We start from the raw sequence: 16,650 nt of genomic DNA, 5'->3' as shown, positions 1-16,650 counted from the left end.
GGGGAGGGAGCGGCGCGGGTCGGGTCGCGGCGGGGAGAGCGCGCGGGTCAGACCGGGTCCGGGAGGAGCGACGGGGCCGCGAGGGACTGCTCGCAGGCCAGGAGCAGGGCGCCGACGGTCCAGGCGTGGCTCAGCGTGAGCAGCATGCCCTTCGGCTGGAAGCACGCGGTCTGGTAGTACCGCTCGGAGGTCATCCCCCGGTAGGCGTTCACGTCCCCGTCGAACCGCGCGACCAGCTGCCGGAAGCAGGCCAGCGTCTCCGCGGCGCGGTCGGCGTAGTGCGGGTCGCCGGTGGCGGCGGACAGCTCGGCGAGCTCGCGGGTGCAGACGAGGCCGTAGGCGTGCAGGTGCTGGTTCGACGGCGAGGCGTTGTCGGCGCCGCGGGTCGCGAACCGGTAGACGTCGAGCAGCGTCCCCTGCGGGAACCGGGTGTTGTAGGAGTACCGGAAGGTCAGCATCCAGTCGGCGGCCCGGCGGGCCAGGTCGAGCCAGCGGGCGTCCCCGGTGCGCCGGTGCAGCGCGACGTAGGACATCACGGCGACGTAGCCGTCCTCCGAGGTCGGCGCGAGGTCGACGTCCTCGGGCGCCCCGTGCAGGAACTCGCGGTCGACGAACTGCGCGTAGTGCTCCCCCGCCCGCACGGCGGCCGCGAGGTAGGCGCCGTCGGCGCCGTCGGGACCGTCCCAGCGCTCGGCCTCGGCCAGGGCGGCGACCCAGGTCAGGCCCGCCGCGCCGTGCCAGGACAGCACCTCGCCGGTCTCGGCGTGGTGCGCGGACCCGAGGTTGCCGTCCGCGCGCTGCCGGCGGACCACGACGTCCAGGTTGGATCGCAGCGCCGCGGCCCAGCCCGGGTGCGCGGCGCGCACGTCCTCGCCCAGCTCGAGGGCCCGGGCGAGGAACAGCGACGCCTCCGCGAGCGTGCGGGAGTGCAGGGCGCCGCGGGTCCGGGACCAGCTCTGCGACCAGCCGTGCTCGGCGTACCAGACGCCCCAGAACGTCCCCGAGGGCGACAGGTGGTCGCAGATGAAGTCGATGACGCGCGCTGCGTCGGCTCCGGCCGCGTCGGAGCCCCGCCGGCGGGCGTGCGCGAGCAGCGCGTAGGCCCACGGGACGCCGCTGACCCAGCCGACGTGCATGGCCTGCCGGTCGACCGTCAGGCCGTCCCGGCCGGACAGCTCGCGGTCGAACCCGACGGTCTCCAGCAGGACGCCCGGCTCGGCGTAGTGCCAGCGGTGCAGGCCTTCGGCGGCCAGGTCCGCGGCCTCGGCGACGCCGACCCACGGCCGCAGCGGCGCGGCGGCCCGGACCCGCTCGTGCTCCTCGCGCAGCACGGGGGCGTAGGCGTGCCGGTCCGGACCGGTCGCGTAGACGGCGAACCGCAGGGTGACCCGCTCGCCCGGCGCCCAGCGGTACGTCGTGGTCTCCGCGGGGAGCGGTGTCGCCGAGCCGAAGTACGACACGGGGCCCTCGCGGAACGGGAACGTCAGGTGCACGCTGCCGGCGCCGGTGGTCGCGTCATGCGCCAGCCCCAGGCCGGTCATGCCGAGGGCGGTCGTCTCCGGGCCGACCAGCGCCACCCCGCCGGGCCCCGCCCACGCGAACACCGCCGGGGTGGCCGCGCGGTCCGCGCGGAACTCCCAGCGGTCGCTGACCATGCCGGCGGGGTCGTCGGCCCCGACCTCGAACCGCGGGAACAGCCGGTCGCAGTCCGCCGGGCGGTTCTCGCCGTAGAACGCGCCCGGGACGAGCCACCAGGGCGCCTCGGGCGCCGGCGGCAGGTGCACGCGGAACCGGATGCCGGCCTCGGTCGGTGCGTCGCCGCGGTGCTCGACGTCGAGGCGCACGTCGACACGCCCGGTGGCGGTCGGCGGCGCCCAGGTCGCGACGGCGCGGAACGGCCCGGCCTCGCCGGCGTACGCACCCGGGCCGGCGGGCGACGAGGGCGCGGGGAGCACGGTCCCGTCGGGCAGGACGACCTCGACCACGTGCCGCACGGTGCCCACCACGGGCCCCGCGTCGTCGGACCACGCCGGCCCCTCCGGCCGCAGCGCGCCCGCCGGCCGCAGCGGGACTCCCTCGTCCACAGGTCCACCCTCCGCCGTCGCGGTCGTCGGTCAGTCGGTCGGTCGGTCTCGCGCCGGCACGACCGTCACGCCGCGGGCGGCTCGTCGGCCGCCCACGCGTCCACCATCTCGCTGATCACGTGCAGCACCAAGGTGTGCATCTCCTGGATGCGCGGCGTCGCCGACGACGGCACCAGCAGCAGGTGGTCGGCGTGCTCCCGCGCGGGCCCGCCGTCGCCGCCCGCGAGGAGCAGCGTGGTCGCGCCGTTGGCGCGGGCTGCGGCCAGCGCGCGGACGACGTTCGGGGACCGGCCGCTGGTGGTGAACGCGACGACGAGGTCGCCCGGGCGCGCGAGGGCCTCGACCTGGCGGGCGAACACGTCCTCGTAGGCGTAGTCGTTCGCGATGCAGGTCATCGACGTCGGGTCGGTGCTGAGGGTGACGGCGGGCAGCGGCCGGCGGTCGCGCTTGTAGTGGCCGACGAGCTCACCGGTGAGGTGCTGCGCGTCCGCGGCGCTGCCCCCGTTGCCGAACGTGTAGAGGGTGCCACCGCCGGCGAAGGTGTCGCGGACGAGCTCGCCGGCGGCACGGATGCCCTCGGCGAGGCCGACCATCGCGCCGGCGACGTCGGCGTGGGCGGCGAGGTGGGCGTGCAGCCAGTCGCCGGGCGGGGCGGCGGGCGCGGTCGGCGCGGTCGGCGCGAGCATCGGGGCGGTGGGGTCAGACACGAGCGGCCTCCGTCGGCGCGTGGTCGTGCGGGGGGTGGGTCGCGGCAGGTGCGGCGGCGCCCGCACGGTCGGCGGCGTCGTCCGCACGGTCGGCGGTGCCCGCGGGGCGGCCGGGGTCGGCGTCGGCGTCCAGGGCGAGGGGGGTGGCGGCGACCGCAACCCCTCCGCCGTGCCGCAGCACGTCGAACGCGATCGCCCCGGCCCCGACGACGCAGACCGCGTCCCCGAGCGCGGCGAGCCGGACGGTCGCGGCGCGCGCGGCCGGCGGCATGGCCTCCCGGGCGACGATCGCCCGCACGGGGTCGAGCAGCATCGCCCCGGACCGGGTGACGCCACCACCGAGCACGACGAGCTCGGGCTCCAGGACGTTCACCAGGTCGGAGACCGCGCTGCCCAGCAGGTCGACCGTCTCGTCCCAGACCCGGGCCGCGAGCGGGTCGCCGGCGGCCGCCGCCGCGCTGACGTCCGCGGCGGTGACGGCGGCGAGCCCGGCGAGGGTCGAGGGCGGCTCGCCCGGTGGCGGGTCGGCGAGGGCCTCGGCGGCGCGCGCCGCGATCGACGAGCCCGAGGCGTACGCCTCGACGCAGCCGCGCCGCCCGCACGAGCACGCCCGGCCGCCGCGCCGCACCGTGATGTGCCCGAGCTCGCCGCCGTTCCCGGCCGCGCCGCGGTGCAGCCGGCCGTCGAGGACGACGCCCCCGCCGACGCCGGTGGACACCGTGAGGTAGACGAGGCTGCCCAGCCCGCGCCCGGCGCCGTACCGGTGCTCGGCGACGGCCGCGGCGGTGGCGTCGTTCTCGAGGGCGAACGGGACGCCGAACTCGGTGGCGGCGAGGGGGCCGATCGGGATGTCGTCCCAGCCGGGCAGGTGCGGCGGCGACTGCAGCAGCCCCGAGGGCGCGTCGAGCGGGCCCCCGCACGCGATGCCGACCGCGCCCACCGGGCCCAGCCCGGCCTCCGCGACCGCCTCGTGGCCCATCGCGAACAGCCGGCCGATGACGGCCTGCGGGCCCTCGTCGCGGCGCGTGGGGCGGACGCGCAGCCCGTGCACGCCCCCGTCGGGGGTGACCACGGCGACGGCGAGCTTGGTGCCGCCGATGTCGAGCGCGAGGACCGGCGTGCCGGTGGCCGTGCCTCCGCCCGCGGGCGCGGGCGAGCCGTCCGTCGTCATGCGTCCTCCCGTACCCCCGGCGGGCGCGCGGCCGGGTGCGGCGGCGCGCGGGACCCCGGGCGCCGCGCGGCGGCAATGCCGCGCGACCCTCTGGGATCGATTCCAGAATGAGCATAGGAGGACGCGCGAGAGAGCGTCAAGCGCGCCGCGAGAAAACGATCCCGGCACCTGGGATCGAGTCCAGGTCAGCCGGGCCGGATCCCCGGGTGGAGCGTCCTGCCGGACACGCCGGTGCGTCTCGGGCAGAACGCTCCACCCGAGGGAGGCCGCGCGTGCTCCAGGAGGCCCGGGGCGGGCCGGAGGGGCCGGAGGCCCCGGGAGGGTCAGGCCTCGGACGGGGCCGCGGTCGAGCCGCGCTGCGCCACCGCGGCCGAGAGCATCACGGTCCGCTTGGGCGACTCCGGGCTCTGGATCCGCTCGAACATCTGCGCCACGGCGGCCTCGCCCAGCGCGACGGCGTCCTGCGCCACGGCCGTCACGCCGGGCGTCACCATGGTCATCCAGGGGGCGTCGTCGAACGACACCAGGCTGAGGTCCTCGGGCACGCGCAGGCCGAGCGCCTGCGCGGCGCGCCACACGCCCTCGGCGAGCACGTTGTTGGCCGCGAACACGGCGGTCGGCCGGTCCGGCCCGCCGAGCAGGTCCCGCGCCACCCCGGTCGCGGCGCCGACGTCCCAGCCGCCGCGCACCACCAGGGCGTCGTCGAGCGGCAGGCCGGCGGCGAGGAACGCGGAGCGGTAGCCGACGAGGCGGTCCCGCCCGGTCGTCCAGTCCATCTCGTCGATGAGCAGCGCGACCCGGCGGTGGCCCTGCTGCAGCAGGCCCGTGGTGACCCGCTCCGCGGCGGCCTTGTTGTCGACGACCACCGCGTCGCAGGCGCCCTCGGCGAACTGCCGGTCGACCTCGATGACGGGGATGCGGTGCCGGCCCAGGTACTCGGTCACCTCGGCGGACAGCGGGGTGAGGATGACGCCGGCGACGCGCAGCGCGACGAACGTCTCGGCGGCCTCGAGCTCGGCCTCGACCGAGCCCGCGTCGTCGGCGAGCATCATCGCGTAGCCGCGCTTGCGGGACTGGGCGCTGACCCCGCTCGCGAGGTCGGCGTAGAAGGAGTTGCGCAGGTCGGAGACGAGCACGCCGATCGAGCGGCTGACCTGCTGGCGGAGGTTGCGCGCCATCGCGTCCGGCACGTACCCGAGCGTCTGCGCGGCCCGGCGCACCCGGTCGCGCACGGCGGGCGCCACGTAGCCGCGGCCGGTGAGCGCGCGCGAGGCGGTGGAGCGGGAGACGTCGGCGGCCTCGGCCACGTCCTTGATCGTGGCGCGGCGCCCGGCTGCGGTCACCGCACCGCGCGTGCCCGGCGCGGCAGCCTCCATGCAGTGCTCCTCGATCCCCCGGGCCCCTCGGCCTCAGTCCGCGACGACGTCCACGAGCGCCTCCGCGTGCTGGCCGAGGCGCAGGTCGCCGATGCTGACGTCGACGGCCAGCCGCCGGCGGACCGCCGCGGGACCCGTGGGCACCACGTCCAGGTCGATCTCCGCGTGCCCGGCGGGCGGGAGCGCGACGACGGCCTCGTCGGGGTGCGCGCGCCAGCCTAGCGGCAGCACCGCCCGCACGGTCGCCTTCCGCTCCTCGCGGGTGGGGTTCCGGACCGTCACGGTGAACCGGGCGGGCCGGTCGGCGGGCACCCGGGAGACGTACGGGGCGATCCGCGCCATGTGCGTGTCGCTGCCCAGGTCGAGCTCGTCGAGCGGCAGCAGGTCGTGGTGCATCTGCACCAGCTCCTCGGCCTCCTCCTCCAGCATCGCGAGGTAGGAGTCGTCGACCCACCGGGGCTCCCAGTGCCCGGAGACCATGACGCCCGGCGCGACCCGGCGGTAGAGCGCGGCGCTGTCCCGGTAGTCGGTGATCCGGAACAGGTTCCGGTACTGGTAGTTGAGGATCTCCCGCCGGTTCCCGGGGATCCCGAGCCCGTCCTGCTGGTCGCCCGTGACGAGCACGCGCACGCCGTCCACCTCCACCTCGAACGCGGCGGCGTACAGCGTGTGCCCGGGCAGCTCGTGGACGGTGATCTCGTACTCGTGCCACCGGAAGGTCCCGCCGACCGGGAGCACGCGGTCGACCGGGATCGGGTCGTACCACTGACAGGGCAGGTCGAACCGCATCGGGTCGGTGAGGATCGGCGCGACGTTCGACGGCGCCCACACCTCGGTGCCCTCGACCTCGCGCAGCAGGTTCATCCCGGCGACGTGGTCGTCGTGGTAGTGCGTGGGCAGCACCGCCTCGACCGTCGTGACGCCGTGGTCGCGGCGCAGCGCCGGCAGCGACGCGAGCCACGGCCGGCGGGACGCCCGGTCGCCGCCCGAGGGCAGACCCGTGGTCATGTCGTAGCCGTAGTCCATCAGCAGCGCCGCGCCGTCCCGCGAGACGAGGACGTAGGAGCAGGCGTTGCTCGACAGGTTGAGCAGGAAGTGCTCGGTGATCCGCTGGAACGGCTCCGTCAGGCGCAGGCGCAGGTCCCACGGCTGGGGACGGCGCGAGTCCACGTAGCCGCGCATCCGGGTCGCGAGCAGTCCGAGCGCGTGCTGCGGGTCGTCCATCGGCTGCCCGTGCGACGGCAGCAGCAGGTCGAGGCGCTCGTCCATGAGCAGGTAGCAGGACAGGACCGTCATCGCCGGCCCCTCGTTCTCGGTGTACGACCACTGGGTGGCCGCGAGCGACCACACCTTGCCCGGGGCGTAGACCAGGTCACCGGTGAACCCGAGGCGCCGGCCGCCGCGCTCGACGACGTAGCTGACCGAGCCGGTGGTGTGACCCGGGGTCGGCACGACCTGCACCGGGACGCCGCCGTAGACCCGGGTCCGGTACTCGGGGACGACGTCCGCGACAGGCACGGGCTCCAGCAGCGAGAACCGGTCCTCACGCAGGTTGTAGTCGTTGACGACCCGGCGGGTGCGCCACATCTCGTCGACCTGGTCGAACAGGTCCCGCTCGACCGGCGGGACGTGGATCGCGATGCCGGCCGCGACGGCGCGCGGCAGCCCCTGGCCCTGGTCGCGGTGGTGGTGGGTCATGAGGACGTCGGTGATCCGGTCGACGCCCATCTCGTCCAGGTGGTCCAGCGCGGCACCCGACCCGAAGTCGATCGCGACGGCGGTGCGGGTGCCGTCGGCGGCCGGCTCCGCGGCCCGGACGACGTAGACCTGGCAGGTGTCGGCGACGCGGAACACCCCGGGAGCGACCTCGGCGACGGCGGCGGGGACGGGAGTGGACATGGCGCTATGGTATCGATTCCAGATCGGGCGGGACAAGCACTGCGACGGAAGAGAAGCGCTGCTCAGCGGTGGTTTCGACCCCTATGCCCGGATCATCCCGCGCGCCCCCGCGGGCCCGCCTGCCCGCCCCCTGCGCGCCCAGTGCGCGCCCAGTGCCGACCGTGCAGAAGATGCGGGGTTCCGAGGCCTCGAACCCCGCATCTTCCGCACACTCGGCGATCGGCGATCGGCGATCGGCGGCGCCGCCCGGCAGCGGTCGGGGGCGTCAGACCGCGAGCACCTGGCCGGCCGCCCGCAGCTCGTCCTGCAGCGCCGCCACGTCGACGGCCTGCACCGCCCGGTCCGCCGCCACGGCCCGCGCCGCCGCCAGCCCCGCGACGTGGCCGAGCATCTGGTACTGCGGCTCCATCCGGATCGAGGAGAACGCCACGTGCGACGCGGACACGCACACCGGCACGACCAGGTTGGTGCAGTCCGCCCAGCGCGGCACCAGGGCCCGGTACGGGATCGGGTACGGCGGCACCGGCACCGAGTAGTAGCCCTCGGTGACGACCATCCCGACCGGCCGCGGGTGCTCGTGCACCCACCGCCAGGTGCGCTGCACCTCCCGCACGTCCAGGTGGTACGAGCCCATCGCCACCACGTCGTGCCACCGGGCCGGGGTGCGCAGGTCGTGCTCGGTCAGCACCACCTCGCCGACCATGCGGCGGGCCTCGCGGACGTACAGCTGGTGCGGCAGGTGCCCGGTGTCGGCGAACTCGTCGGCGGGCAGGCCCCAGCGGGCCAGCTCCGCCCGCACCGGGGGGGGCACGTCGGGGTCGTGGGTGAGGAACCACAGCAGGTCCTGGGCGTGGTGCAGGTGGTGCCGGCGGATCTCCTCGCGCCGGTCCCGGTCGGCGGTGGGGTACTCCCACGCCGTCCCGTCGAGCACGCTGAGCGAGAACGGCCCGAGCGAGTTCCCGTCCGCCTTGCCGCCGGGCAGGTTCGGCTCGAGCCCGAGCAGCGACCCCGCCGCCGGGACGTGGCCCGCGCGCGCCCAGTGCCGGAACAGCCGTCGACCGAGCTCCCAGTGCCCGTCGTCGTAGCCGGGCCGCCGCTCGACCGGCACGCGGTCGGCGGCCGTGGTCAGGCACAGCCGGTAGCCGTAGGACATGACGCCGCCGTCCCCCGAGCCGACCGGGGCGAGCGGCACGTCGCGGACCTGCGGCAGCACCGCGCCCGGGGTCTCGCCCGACGGGTCGTCGACGAACGGCGACACCCAGGCCGGGAAGGCGTGCCGGCCCGGCACGGGCTCGCGCCGGCCGGCGAAGGTCTCGCCGTGCAGCGACCGGTCCTCGCGGCCCACCCGCGACGGCACGCCCGCGAGCGCCAGCAGGTCCCCCTCGTAGGTCGCGTCGACGAACGCACCGCCGGCCCACGCGCGCCCGTCGGCGGTGCGCACGGACCGGATCGCGCGGTCGGCCACGTCCGCCGACCGGACCGCCGCGCCGTGCTCCACCCGGATCCGCGGGTGGTCGAGCCACCGGCGCAGGATCGCCTCCGCGACGTGCGGCTCGGGCCCGGCGTACGCGCCCACCGGGACGCCGTAGTGCGCCGCCACCTCCGCCCGGAACCGGGCCGCCATGCCGCCGAGCACCCGGACGTCGCCGACGTCCGTGTAGCCGAGGCCGCCGGAGGTCATGCCGCCGACGTGCCGGCCGGGCTCCAGGAGCAGGACGGTCGCCCCGGCCTGCGCGGCGGCGACGGCGGCGCACACGCCGGCGGCGGTGGCGCCGACCACGACGACGTCGGCCTCGGCGGCGGGTGCGGGTGCGGGCGCCGCGGCGGGGTCGCCCGTCACGTCCGACCCCCGGTGCCGGCCGCGGCGCGCAGCCCGGCCCGGTACGCCGCCCAGGACCCGGCGACCAGCGCCAGGTCGTCCCGGGTCAACGGCTCGCCCGACCGGTCCACCCGCTCCGCGTAGTACAGCGCCGGCACCCCGCCCTCGGCCTGCGCCGCGACGTAGTCCCGCCACTGCGCCCGGTCGAGCATCGGCCACTGGTCGGTGTCCACGAGGTGCCCGGGCAGCGCGGCCCGGGCGATCGAGCGGCGCACCCGCATCTGGTCGGCGAGCGGGACGACCCGGCCGGCGGTGTCCCGCTCCAGCACGTCGTTGAGCCGCACCATGTCGCAGACGTCGGCGAACGCCGGGTGCGGGGTGTGGGTGACGACGAGCGCGTCCGGCTTGGCGTCCTTGGCCGCGCGGTACAGGTCCCCGAGCAGGGCGTGCAGCGCGGCGACGCCCCACGGCGCGTCGGCGGCGCCGGTCCCGTGCCGCCGCACCGAGTGCCCGGCGGGCGCGCGCTGCGTGAAGTCGACCTTGAACCCGTCGGCGTCGACCCCGTCCGGGCCGAGCAGGTGCGCGACCGTGCGCCGGACCCGCTCCCGGTACGCCGGGCTCGCCGGGTCCACCGCGACCGGCCGGCCGGCGGCGTCGACCAGGCACTCCTCGACGGGCAGCCCCTCGGGGTCCCACGCCTTCCACCAGAGCAGCACCCGCTGGCCGGCGGCGTGCCGGGCGGCCACCCACGCGCGCAGGTCCGGCCAGCGGCCGGCGTCGACCTCCCCGGTGCCGTAGGCCCGCTGCCACTTGTCGTCGACGACGACGGTGCCCGGCACCACGTCGTGCGCCGCGAGGTGCGCGAGCAGCTCGTCGTAGACGTCCTGCCGGGCCAGGTCGGGCGCGATCGGCAGCCCGGGCGGCACGACCGCCGGGCCGAGGTCCTGGAGGAAGAACGGGTGCGACGCGGGCTCGCCGGGCAGCGGCGCCCGGGCGCACTGGGCACCCCACCCGCAGAAGATCGGCTCGGCCCACCAGCCCGCGACCGGCGCGACGGGGCCGGCCGGCGCCCCGGCCGCCACCAGGTCGGCGCGGTGGTCCGCGAGCGCCGCCCACGGGTCGGCGGCCGGCCGCAGCACCACCGCGGGGCTGCGCCACGTGCCGTCGACGGCGGTGTGCGCGTCGTGGTCGAGCTCCAGCAGGAAGCCGCCGTCCACGGGCAGGTAGCGGAGCTCGGTCAGCCGCAGGTCGGCGACCGGGGCGACGAGTCCGAGGGCGAGCCAGCCCGGGGCGTCGTCGCCGCCGGCGGGCACGTCGAGGGCCGACGTCGCCGGCTCCCGGCCCAGGACCAGGCACAGCGGCGGCGGCGAGAACACCGCGTGCAGCCGGCCGGGGGACGCGTCGCCCACGATCCCGAGCGTGGCGGCGGACGCGGCGGGCCGGACCAGGTCCACCGGCTCCGTCGGTGTCGGCACGAACACCGACCGGTGCTCGACCGAGGACCGGAACGTCCCGCCCGCGCCGTTGCGCAGCACGGCCCGCCCGCCGAGCAGCCGGACGTCCGTGAGCACTCCCGCCCCCTCGACCTCGACGACCAGCTCCACCCGGTCGGGCAGGCAGCGCAACGTCGTGCGACGGCGGTCCCACGCGGTGCTCCGGCAGTCGAGCCGGACCTCGGCGACGGGGGTGTCCACGGACTCCGTGCCGACCGGGGCACCGGACGCGTCGCGCACGGTGGGCGCGCCGACGTCGGACGACTCGTCCGCGGCGCCGACCACGTCCACGGACGCGAGCAGGCTCAGGTGCGACCAGATGCGGCCGTCGGGGTCGGCGAGCACGGCGCGCGGCGGGTCGGCGCGGACCTCGAGCAGGTAGGCGTCGGCGTGGATCGTGCGGGTGCCGGGGGCGGTGGTGATGCGCATGGGTCCTCGGGGGTGGCGGGTGGGTGGGGGGCGGGGCGCGGGGCCGGGGGCGGCGTCAGCCGAACGGCGCGACCGGCGGCGCGGCGTCGGGCAGGGTGCCGGTGCGTGCGACTTGCGCGTAGACCCGCCCGGAGTCCTTCACGGTGCGCCGCCCGGTGGCGTAGTCGACGTGCACCAGCCCGAATCGGGGCCGGTAGCCCAGCGACCACTCGAAGTTGTCCAGCAGCGACCAGTGCAGGTAGCCGACGACCGGCGCCCCGGCCTCGATCGCCTCGTGCACGGCCCGCAGGTGCCCGAGCAGCAGGTCCGTGCGCCGGACGTCGTGCACCCGGCCGTCGTGCGTGGGCCCGTCGCCGAACACCCCGCCGTTCTCGGTGATCATCAGCGGCGTGCCCGGGTGGTCGCGGTGCAGGCGGAGCAGCAGGTCGCGCAGCGCGTCCGGCACGATCTCCCACCCCTCGTCCGTGCGCCGCACGTCCCCGGACGGCCCGACGACCTGCCACGGGAACGGGCGGTCCGGCCCCGCGGGCGCGGCCGCCATCACCCGGCGGGTGTAGTAGTTGACGCCGATCCAGTCCTGCCGGCCGCCGATCCGGTCCTCGTCGCCGGGGCGGATCACGTCGTCGAGGGACCGGCCGAGCGCACGCTCGTAGTGCGCGCGCATGTCGTCCGGGTAGCCGCGCCCGGCGAGCGGGTCGAGGTACCACCGGTTCACGTAGCCGTCCGAGCCCCACGCGGCCGCGGCGTCCTCGGCGGAGCCGGTCGCGGGGTCGCACGGGAACAGGCTGAGCGCGCAGCCGGTGCGGGCCGCCGGCGCGTGGGCCCTGACGGCGTCCGCCGCCGCGCCGTGGCCGAGCAGGACGTGGTGCCCCGCCGCGACCGAGGCGCCGAGGTCGGCGACGCCCGGGGCGTGCAGGCCGAGCTGGTAGCCGAGCAGCTGGACGATCCACGGCTCGTTCTGGGTGACCCACCAGGTCACGCGGTCCCCCAGCCGCCCGGCGACCGCGTCCGCGTACGCCGCGAACGCCTCGACGGTGGACCGGCCGGCCCAGCCGCCGTCCGCCATCAGCGCCTGCGGCATGTCCCAGTGGTTGAGGGTCAGCACCGGCTCGACGCCGCGCTCCAGCAGGGCGTCGACGAACCGCTCGTAGTGGTCCAGGCCGCGCGGCTCGACCCGGCCGCGGCCCTCCGGCACGACGCGGGACCAGCCGACGGAGAACCGGTACGCCCGCAGGCCCAGCTCGCTGACGAGGTCGACGTCGTCGCGCCAGCGCCGGTACGAGTCGCAGGCGCGCGAGCCGTCCCCGCCGCCCTCGACCGCGCCGGGCCGGGCGGCGAACTCCTCCCAGACGGAGCGGCCCCGGCCGTCGGCGTCGAGGCTGCCCTCGACCTGGTACGCCGAGGTGGCGGCACCCCAGAGGAAGCCGGGCGGGAAGGTGACGGTCACGGTCGGGCCTCCAGGGGGACGCGGTGGGCGGGGTCGAGCGGGGCGAGGTCGGTGGCCGGGAGGTTCCAGGCCTCGAGGACCAGGCGGCGGTCTCGGGTGCCGGGCCGCCAACGGGCGCGGAGCGTGCGGGTGGTGCCGGGGAGCAGCGGGCGCGGGTCGCCGTCGAGGACCGCCCAGCCGGGCGCGCCGGCGGGCCGGGCGTCGAGCAGCGCGAGGCCCACGACTGCCGGCCCGGCGCGGTGCGCGACCTCGACCGTCGCCGCGTCCGGCCCGTCCGCGCGCACGGCGACGTCCACCGTCGCGGGCGCGAGGTCGAGCAGCGGCGACAGGTCGGCGGCCGAGGTGCCGACGACCACCTCGTGGTCCAGCGGCTCCCCGTCCGCCGCGGTCCACACGACGTCCCAGAGCAGCACGGCCGCCCGGGGCAGCGCGGCCGCGGTGTGCCGGAGCTCGCCGACCGCGAGCGGCTCCCGCACCGCGTCCTGGACGGCCCACCGGCGCTCGGCCAGCACGTCGCCGTCGGCGGTCCGCAGCCGGGCGACCACGCGCGAGCCGGCCCGGACACCCGCGTCGGACCACAGCCAGACCTCGGCCGTGGCGTGCGCCCGGCCGCCCCAGGCGGTCGTCGCGGTGCGCAGCGTCGCGCGGTCGGGGGCGAAGGCGCGCGCGACGGCGTGGAACGCGGGCTTCGGGTCGCCGAGGTGGTCGACGACGGCCGTGCACCAGGCGTTCGGGTACGACTCGGCGAGCTGCCAGGGCAGCACCAGCGAGCAGCGCGGCCACCGCCGCCGGTCCGCCTCGACCGCGTACGCCAGGCCGGTCGCCTGCAGGTGCTGGCTCGCGCGCCGGTAGCCGTCGACGTCCGCGAGCCGGTCGCCGAAGCACCGCTGCACGAGCGGCGCGTTGTCCCACCACTCGCCCAGGTGCCGGTGCACCGGGTTCGACCGGTCGAGCGGCCACACCCGGTCCGCGGGCACCAGGTGGTCGAGCAGCCGGCGGTTCGCCATGCCCTCGACGCCGAACTCGCTGTGCGCCAGGCAGGTGCCGGCATCGGCGAGCGCGTGCTGCCCGGTCAGGCCCTGGTGCTCCCACGGGCCGTGCACGTCGTGCTGGTCGTCCGGGGCGGCGGCGATCACGTCGGCCCGGTGGTGGAACGCGGGCCCCGTGGGGGACGTCGGCAGCCACGCGCGGCCCGGGTCGAGGCGGGCGACCTCGTCGCACAGCGCCGCCAGCACCGGCGACCGGTCCTCGTCCAGGGGGACGCCGTCGAGGTCGAGCTCGTTGCCGCCGCCCCACAGCAGCAGGCTCGGGTGGTGGACGCGCGCGGGGACGACGACCGCGGCCTCGCGGCGCATGAGGTCGACGAACGCCGGGTCCTCGCTCGGGGCGCTCTGCACGCCCGACGACGACTGGGACAGCTCCTGCCAGACGAGCAGGCCCGCGCGGTCGCAGGCCTCGTAGAACTCCTCGGTCTCGACCAGCCCGCCGCCCCACACCCGCAGCAGCGCGGCACCCGACGCGGCCGCCAGTCCCACCAGGTGCTCGACGCGCTCGCGGGTCACCGTGCCGTGCTGCGCGTCGGCCGGGGCCCAGTTCCAGCCGACCAGCGGCAGCCGGACGCCGTTGACCTCGGCGGTGTAGGCGCGGGCGTCCGCCGGCGCGTCGGCGTTCGCCACGAGGCGGGCGGTGCGGAAGCCGACGGTGCCGCGCCACAGCGTGCGGCCGCCGGGGACCGTCAGGCGGACGGTGTACGTCGTGGGAGGGCCGAGCCGGCGGGGCCACCAGCGGCGGGGCCCGGGGACGCGGACGACGAGGTCGAGCGGTCGGTCGCGCCCGGGACCCGGGAGGTCGGCGCGACCGGCGGCGACCACGTCGCCCGCGTCGTCCAGCACCTCGACCCGCACCGCGGCGTCCCCGTCGTCCCCGACCTCGACGACCCCCGCGACGCGCACGACGCCGTCGGCCGCAGCTCCCAGATCGGTGCTTCCGACCGAGATCGGTGCTTCTGAGCACCGATCTCGAGCCGAACCACCGACCTCGGCGACCAGCAGGTCCGCGCGCACCGTCGCCTCCGCGAGGTGCACGCGGTCGACCACCACGCGCGCGGGGCGCCACAGGCCCTGGTGCGGGAGGCGCGGGCAGAAGTCCCAGCCCTCGGTCATCCGCGGCCGGTGCACCCGGACGCGCTCGGTGCGGCCGACCTGCGGCTCGTTCGGCGGCACCGGGTCGACCACGACGGCCAGCCGGTGCTCGCCCGGCGCCGCCTCGGCCGCCGGGACCTCCGCCCGGAACCGGTGGTACAGCCCCTCGACCCGGCCGAGCGGCTGCCCGTCCCACAGCACCGTGCCCGACGGGTCGACGCCGTCGAGCTCCACCACGGCCCGCTCCCCCGGCGCGAGCGGCGGCAGGTCGACCGCGCGGCGGTAGACCCAGTGCCGGGCGCCGGTCCACTCGGCGGCGCGGCTGTTCCGGTCCCGGTACGGGTCGGGCAGCTCGCCGGCGCGCGCCAGGTCGGTGACCACCGAGCCGGGGACGGCCGCGGGCCACCAGCCGGGGGTCGTGGCGGCGGCCCGGGCGGCGTCGGCGGCGTTGTTCCGGGCCGCGACCGGCGCGTCGACGTACCACTGCCAGGTGTCGCCGAGCGCCTCGCGCACCAGCCAGCCGGGGCCGGTGAGGTCGAGGACGCGGCCGTCCCGGGAGCGCGCGGAGTCGGGGGCTTCGTGGCTGGTCGGCTGATGTGGCATCGTTGCCATATCGCTATCCGACCACACCGGGGCGAGGCGACGCAACGCGCACGTGCCGCCGGATCCCGCCGCCGGAACGCGCCCGCGGGCGGCCGGGGCCCTGCCACACTCGGCAGCACGACGGACGGGGGCGCGATGGCCGAGGCACGGCTGGGCGACGACCGGGACCCCGCGCGCCCGGCGCCCCCGGACGACCCCGGGGCTCGCGCCGCGCGCGACCGGCGCCGCTCCGAGCGCGCCCGCGTGGTCGAGGTCGTCGCCCTGCTCGGCGGGGCGGCGCTGATCCCGGTGCTGTTCTGGCAGTACGTCGACGTGTACCTCGCGTTCTTCGGCGAGCAGAACGTCGCGAGCCCCGAGGATGGCACCCGGTACGTCGTCACCGCGGCCGCGTGCATCGCGCTGCTGCTGGTCGGCACGGCCGCGGCGATCGTCGGCGAGCGCACCAGGGCCGTCGTGGCGGGCACGGCGCTGCTGGTCGTCGGGCTGGTGGCGGCGGTCCTCTTCGCGGTGCCGTCGGACCGGTTCGCCGTCGACCCGCCCGACAACCGGCCCGGGCCGGACTACGTCCCCTGCTACAGCGGCAGCGGCGACTGCCCGGGCGGCTAGCCGTCCGTGAGCGCGCCCAGCCGCTGGCGGCCCACGACCGCGAGCAGCCGCAGCTTCTCCGCGCTCTCGCTGCCCGGCACGGCGGTGTAGACCAGCATCAGGTGCGACTGCTCCGGGTCCACCAGCGTCTGGCAGCTCAGCTCCAGCGCGCCGACCTCCGGGTGCACGAACCGCTTGGTCTCCCGGGGGCGCAGGCCGACCTCGTGCCGCTCCCAGAGCGCGCGGAACTCGGCGCTCCGGTCGAGCAGCAGCTCCGCGTACCGCGCCGCGCGCGAGCCGGGGCCGCGCCGGGTCAGCACCTCGCGGAGCCCGGAGGCGTACAGCCGGGACAGGAAGGCGTGGTCCTCCGGCTCGTACAGGTCCCGGGCGCCCGGGTCGGCGAACCACCGGTACCCCAGGCTGCGCGAGGGCCCGGTGAACCGGGTGGTGTCGCCGGTCAGCGCGACGCCCGCCGGGGTCTGCCGCAGGGTCTCGCCCGTCTCGGTGACGACCTCGGCCGGGGTGTCCTGCAGCCGGTCCAGGATCCGCAGCAGCGCCGGGCCGACGTGCTCGCCGCTCGCGCCGCGGGCCGGCGGGTGGTGGCCGGCGAGCCGGAACAGGTGGTCCCGCTCGCCGAGGGACAGGTGCAGGCCCTGCGCGATCGAGGCGATCATCTGCTCGGACGGCTGCGGGCCGCGCTCCCGCTCGAGCCGCGCGTAGTAGTCGGTCGACATGTGGCAGAGCACCGCGACCTCCTCCCGGCGCAGGCCGTCCGTGCGGCGGCGCGGCCCGCGCGGCAGGCCCACGTCCTCGGGCTGCAGCGACTCCCGCCGGCGGCGGAGGAACTCCGCGAGCCCCGCCCGGTCGATCTCCATGCGCCGCCCTCCCGCGATCCG

Annotated in this window: 11 protein-coding genes; 1 reads left to right on the top strand and 10 read right to left on the bottom strand. The window is 77.2% G+C overall.

The features are described from left to right. Positions 1-47: 47 nt before the first annotated feature. The 9 genes from FS882_RS12745 to FS882_RS12705 form a co-directional block, all read right to left on the bottom strand. Positions 48-2,084 carry a hypothetical protein gene (locus FS882_RS12745; RefSeq protein ID WP_187365284.1) on the bottom strand — a complete coding sequence of 679 codons (2,037 nt, stop codon included), beginning with the start codon at positions 2,082-2,084 and terminating at the stop codon, positions 48-50. A 65-nt stretch (positions 2,085-2,149) separates the two neighbouring features. Beyond that, a complete protein-coding gene (locus FS882_RS12740) occupies positions 2,150-2,791 on the bottom strand; it encodes an SIS domain-containing protein (protein ID WP_262348277.1) in 642 nt (213 codons plus the stop codon). Next, positions 2,784-3,962, bottom strand: coding sequence for an ROK family protein (locus FS882_RS12735; RefSeq protein ID WP_158373420.1), 1,179 nt, complete (start codon positions 3,960-3,962; stop codon positions 2,784-2,786). Before FS882_RS12735 ends, FS882_RS12740 begins: the two co-directional genes overlap by 8 nt. Before the next feature lie 323 nt (positions 3,963-4,285). Beyond that, a complete protein-coding gene (locus tag FS882_RS12730; RefSeq protein WP_158373419.1) occupies positions 4,286-5,338 on the bottom strand; it encodes a LacI family DNA-binding transcriptional regulator in 1,053 nt (350 codons plus the stop codon). Between the two features lie 33 nt (positions 5,339-5,371). Beyond that, positions 5,372-7,237: an MBL fold metallo-hydrolase gene (locus tag FS882_RS12725; protein WP_158373418.1), complete on the bottom strand. Its 1,866-nt coding sequence runs from the start codon at positions 7,235-7,237 to the stop codon at positions 5,372-5,374. A gap of 265 nt (positions 7,238-7,502) precedes the next feature. Next, on the bottom strand, positions 7,503-9,077 hold the full coding sequence (locus FS882_RS12720) for an FAD-dependent oxidoreductase (RefSeq protein ID WP_158373417.1): 1,575 nt from the start codon (positions 9,075-9,077) through the stop codon (positions 7,503-7,505). Then, complete coding sequence (locus FS882_RS12715; protein WP_158373416.1) at positions 9,074-10,978, bottom strand: hypothetical protein; 1,905 nt, start codon at positions 10,976-10,978, stop codon at positions 9,074-9,076. The genes FS882_RS12720 and FS882_RS12715 overlap by 4 nt, the downstream gene beginning before the upstream one ends. 55 nt (positions 10,979-11,033) lie before the next feature. Further along, entirely contained in the window at positions 11,034-12,425 is a 1,392-nt protein-coding gene (locus tag FS882_RS12710) for a GH1 family beta-glucosidase (RefSeq protein WP_158373415.1), read from the bottom strand. After that, on the bottom strand, positions 12,422-15,169 hold the full coding sequence (locus FS882_RS12705; protein WP_187365283.1) for a glycosyl hydrolase 2 galactose-binding domain-containing protein: 2,748 nt from the start codon (positions 15,167-15,169) through the stop codon (positions 12,422-12,424). Before FS882_RS12705 ends, FS882_RS12710 begins: the two co-directional genes overlap by 4 nt. 135 nt (positions 15,170-15,304) lie before the next feature. Between FS882_RS12705 and FS882_RS12700 the strand changes: the two genes are divergently transcribed. After that, a complete protein-coding gene (locus FS882_RS12700; protein WP_158373414.1) occupies positions 15,305-15,775 on the top strand; it encodes a DUF6234 family protein in 471 nt (156 codons plus the stop codon). Here the strand turns inward: FS882_RS12700 and FS882_RS12695 are convergent. Continuing rightward, positions 15,772-16,629, bottom strand: a complete 858-nt coding sequence (locus FS882_RS12695) for a helix-turn-helix transcriptional regulator (RefSeq protein WP_158373413.1) — start codon at positions 16,627-16,629, stop codon at positions 15,772-15,774. The genes FS882_RS12700 and FS882_RS12695 overlap by 4 nt on opposite strands. Positions 16,630-16,650 lie beyond the last annotated feature (21 nt).

Origin of the sequence: Cellulosimicrobium cellulans (assembly GCF_007679345.1) — a bacterium.
GTDB lineage: Bacteria > Actinomycetota > Actinomycetes > Actinomycetales > Cellulomonadaceae > Cellulomonas > Cellulomonas cellulans_A.
Note: the sequence above shows the minus strand (reverse complement) of the source record. Positions and strands in the feature narration are given on the sequence as shown.

What these genes read in the sequence shown, in the direction of transcription:
- FS882_RS12705 (WP_187365283.1), bottom strand. Translation starts at nt 15,169, where the DNA reads ATGCCACATCAGCCGACCAGCCACGAAGCCCCCGACTCCGCGCGCTCC.
- FS882_RS12725 (WP_158373418.1), bottom strand. Translation starts at nt 7,237, where the DNA reads ATGTCCACTCCCGTCCCCGCCGCCGTCGCCGAGGTCGCTCCCGGGGTG.
- FS882_RS12735 (WP_158373420.1), bottom strand. Translation starts at nt 3,962, where the DNA reads ATGACGACGGACGGCTCGCCCGCGCCCGCGGGCGGAGGCACGGCCACC.
- FS882_RS12730 (WP_158373419.1), bottom strand. Translation starts at nt 5,338, where the DNA reads ATGGAGGCTGCCGCGCCGGGCACGCGCGGTGCGGTGACCGCAGCCGGG.
- FS882_RS12700 (WP_158373414.1), top strand. Translation starts at nt 15,305, where the DNA reads ATGGCCGAGGCACGGCTGGGCGACGACCGGGACCCCGCGCGCCCGGCG.
- FS882_RS12715 (WP_158373416.1), bottom strand. Translation starts at nt 10,978, where the DNA reads ATGCGCATCACCACCGCCCCCGGCACCCGCACGATCCACGCCGACGCC.
- FS882_RS12695 (WP_158373413.1), bottom strand. Translation starts at nt 16,629, where the DNA reads ATGGAGATCGACCGGGCGGGGCTCGCGGAGTTCCTCCGCCGCCGGCGG.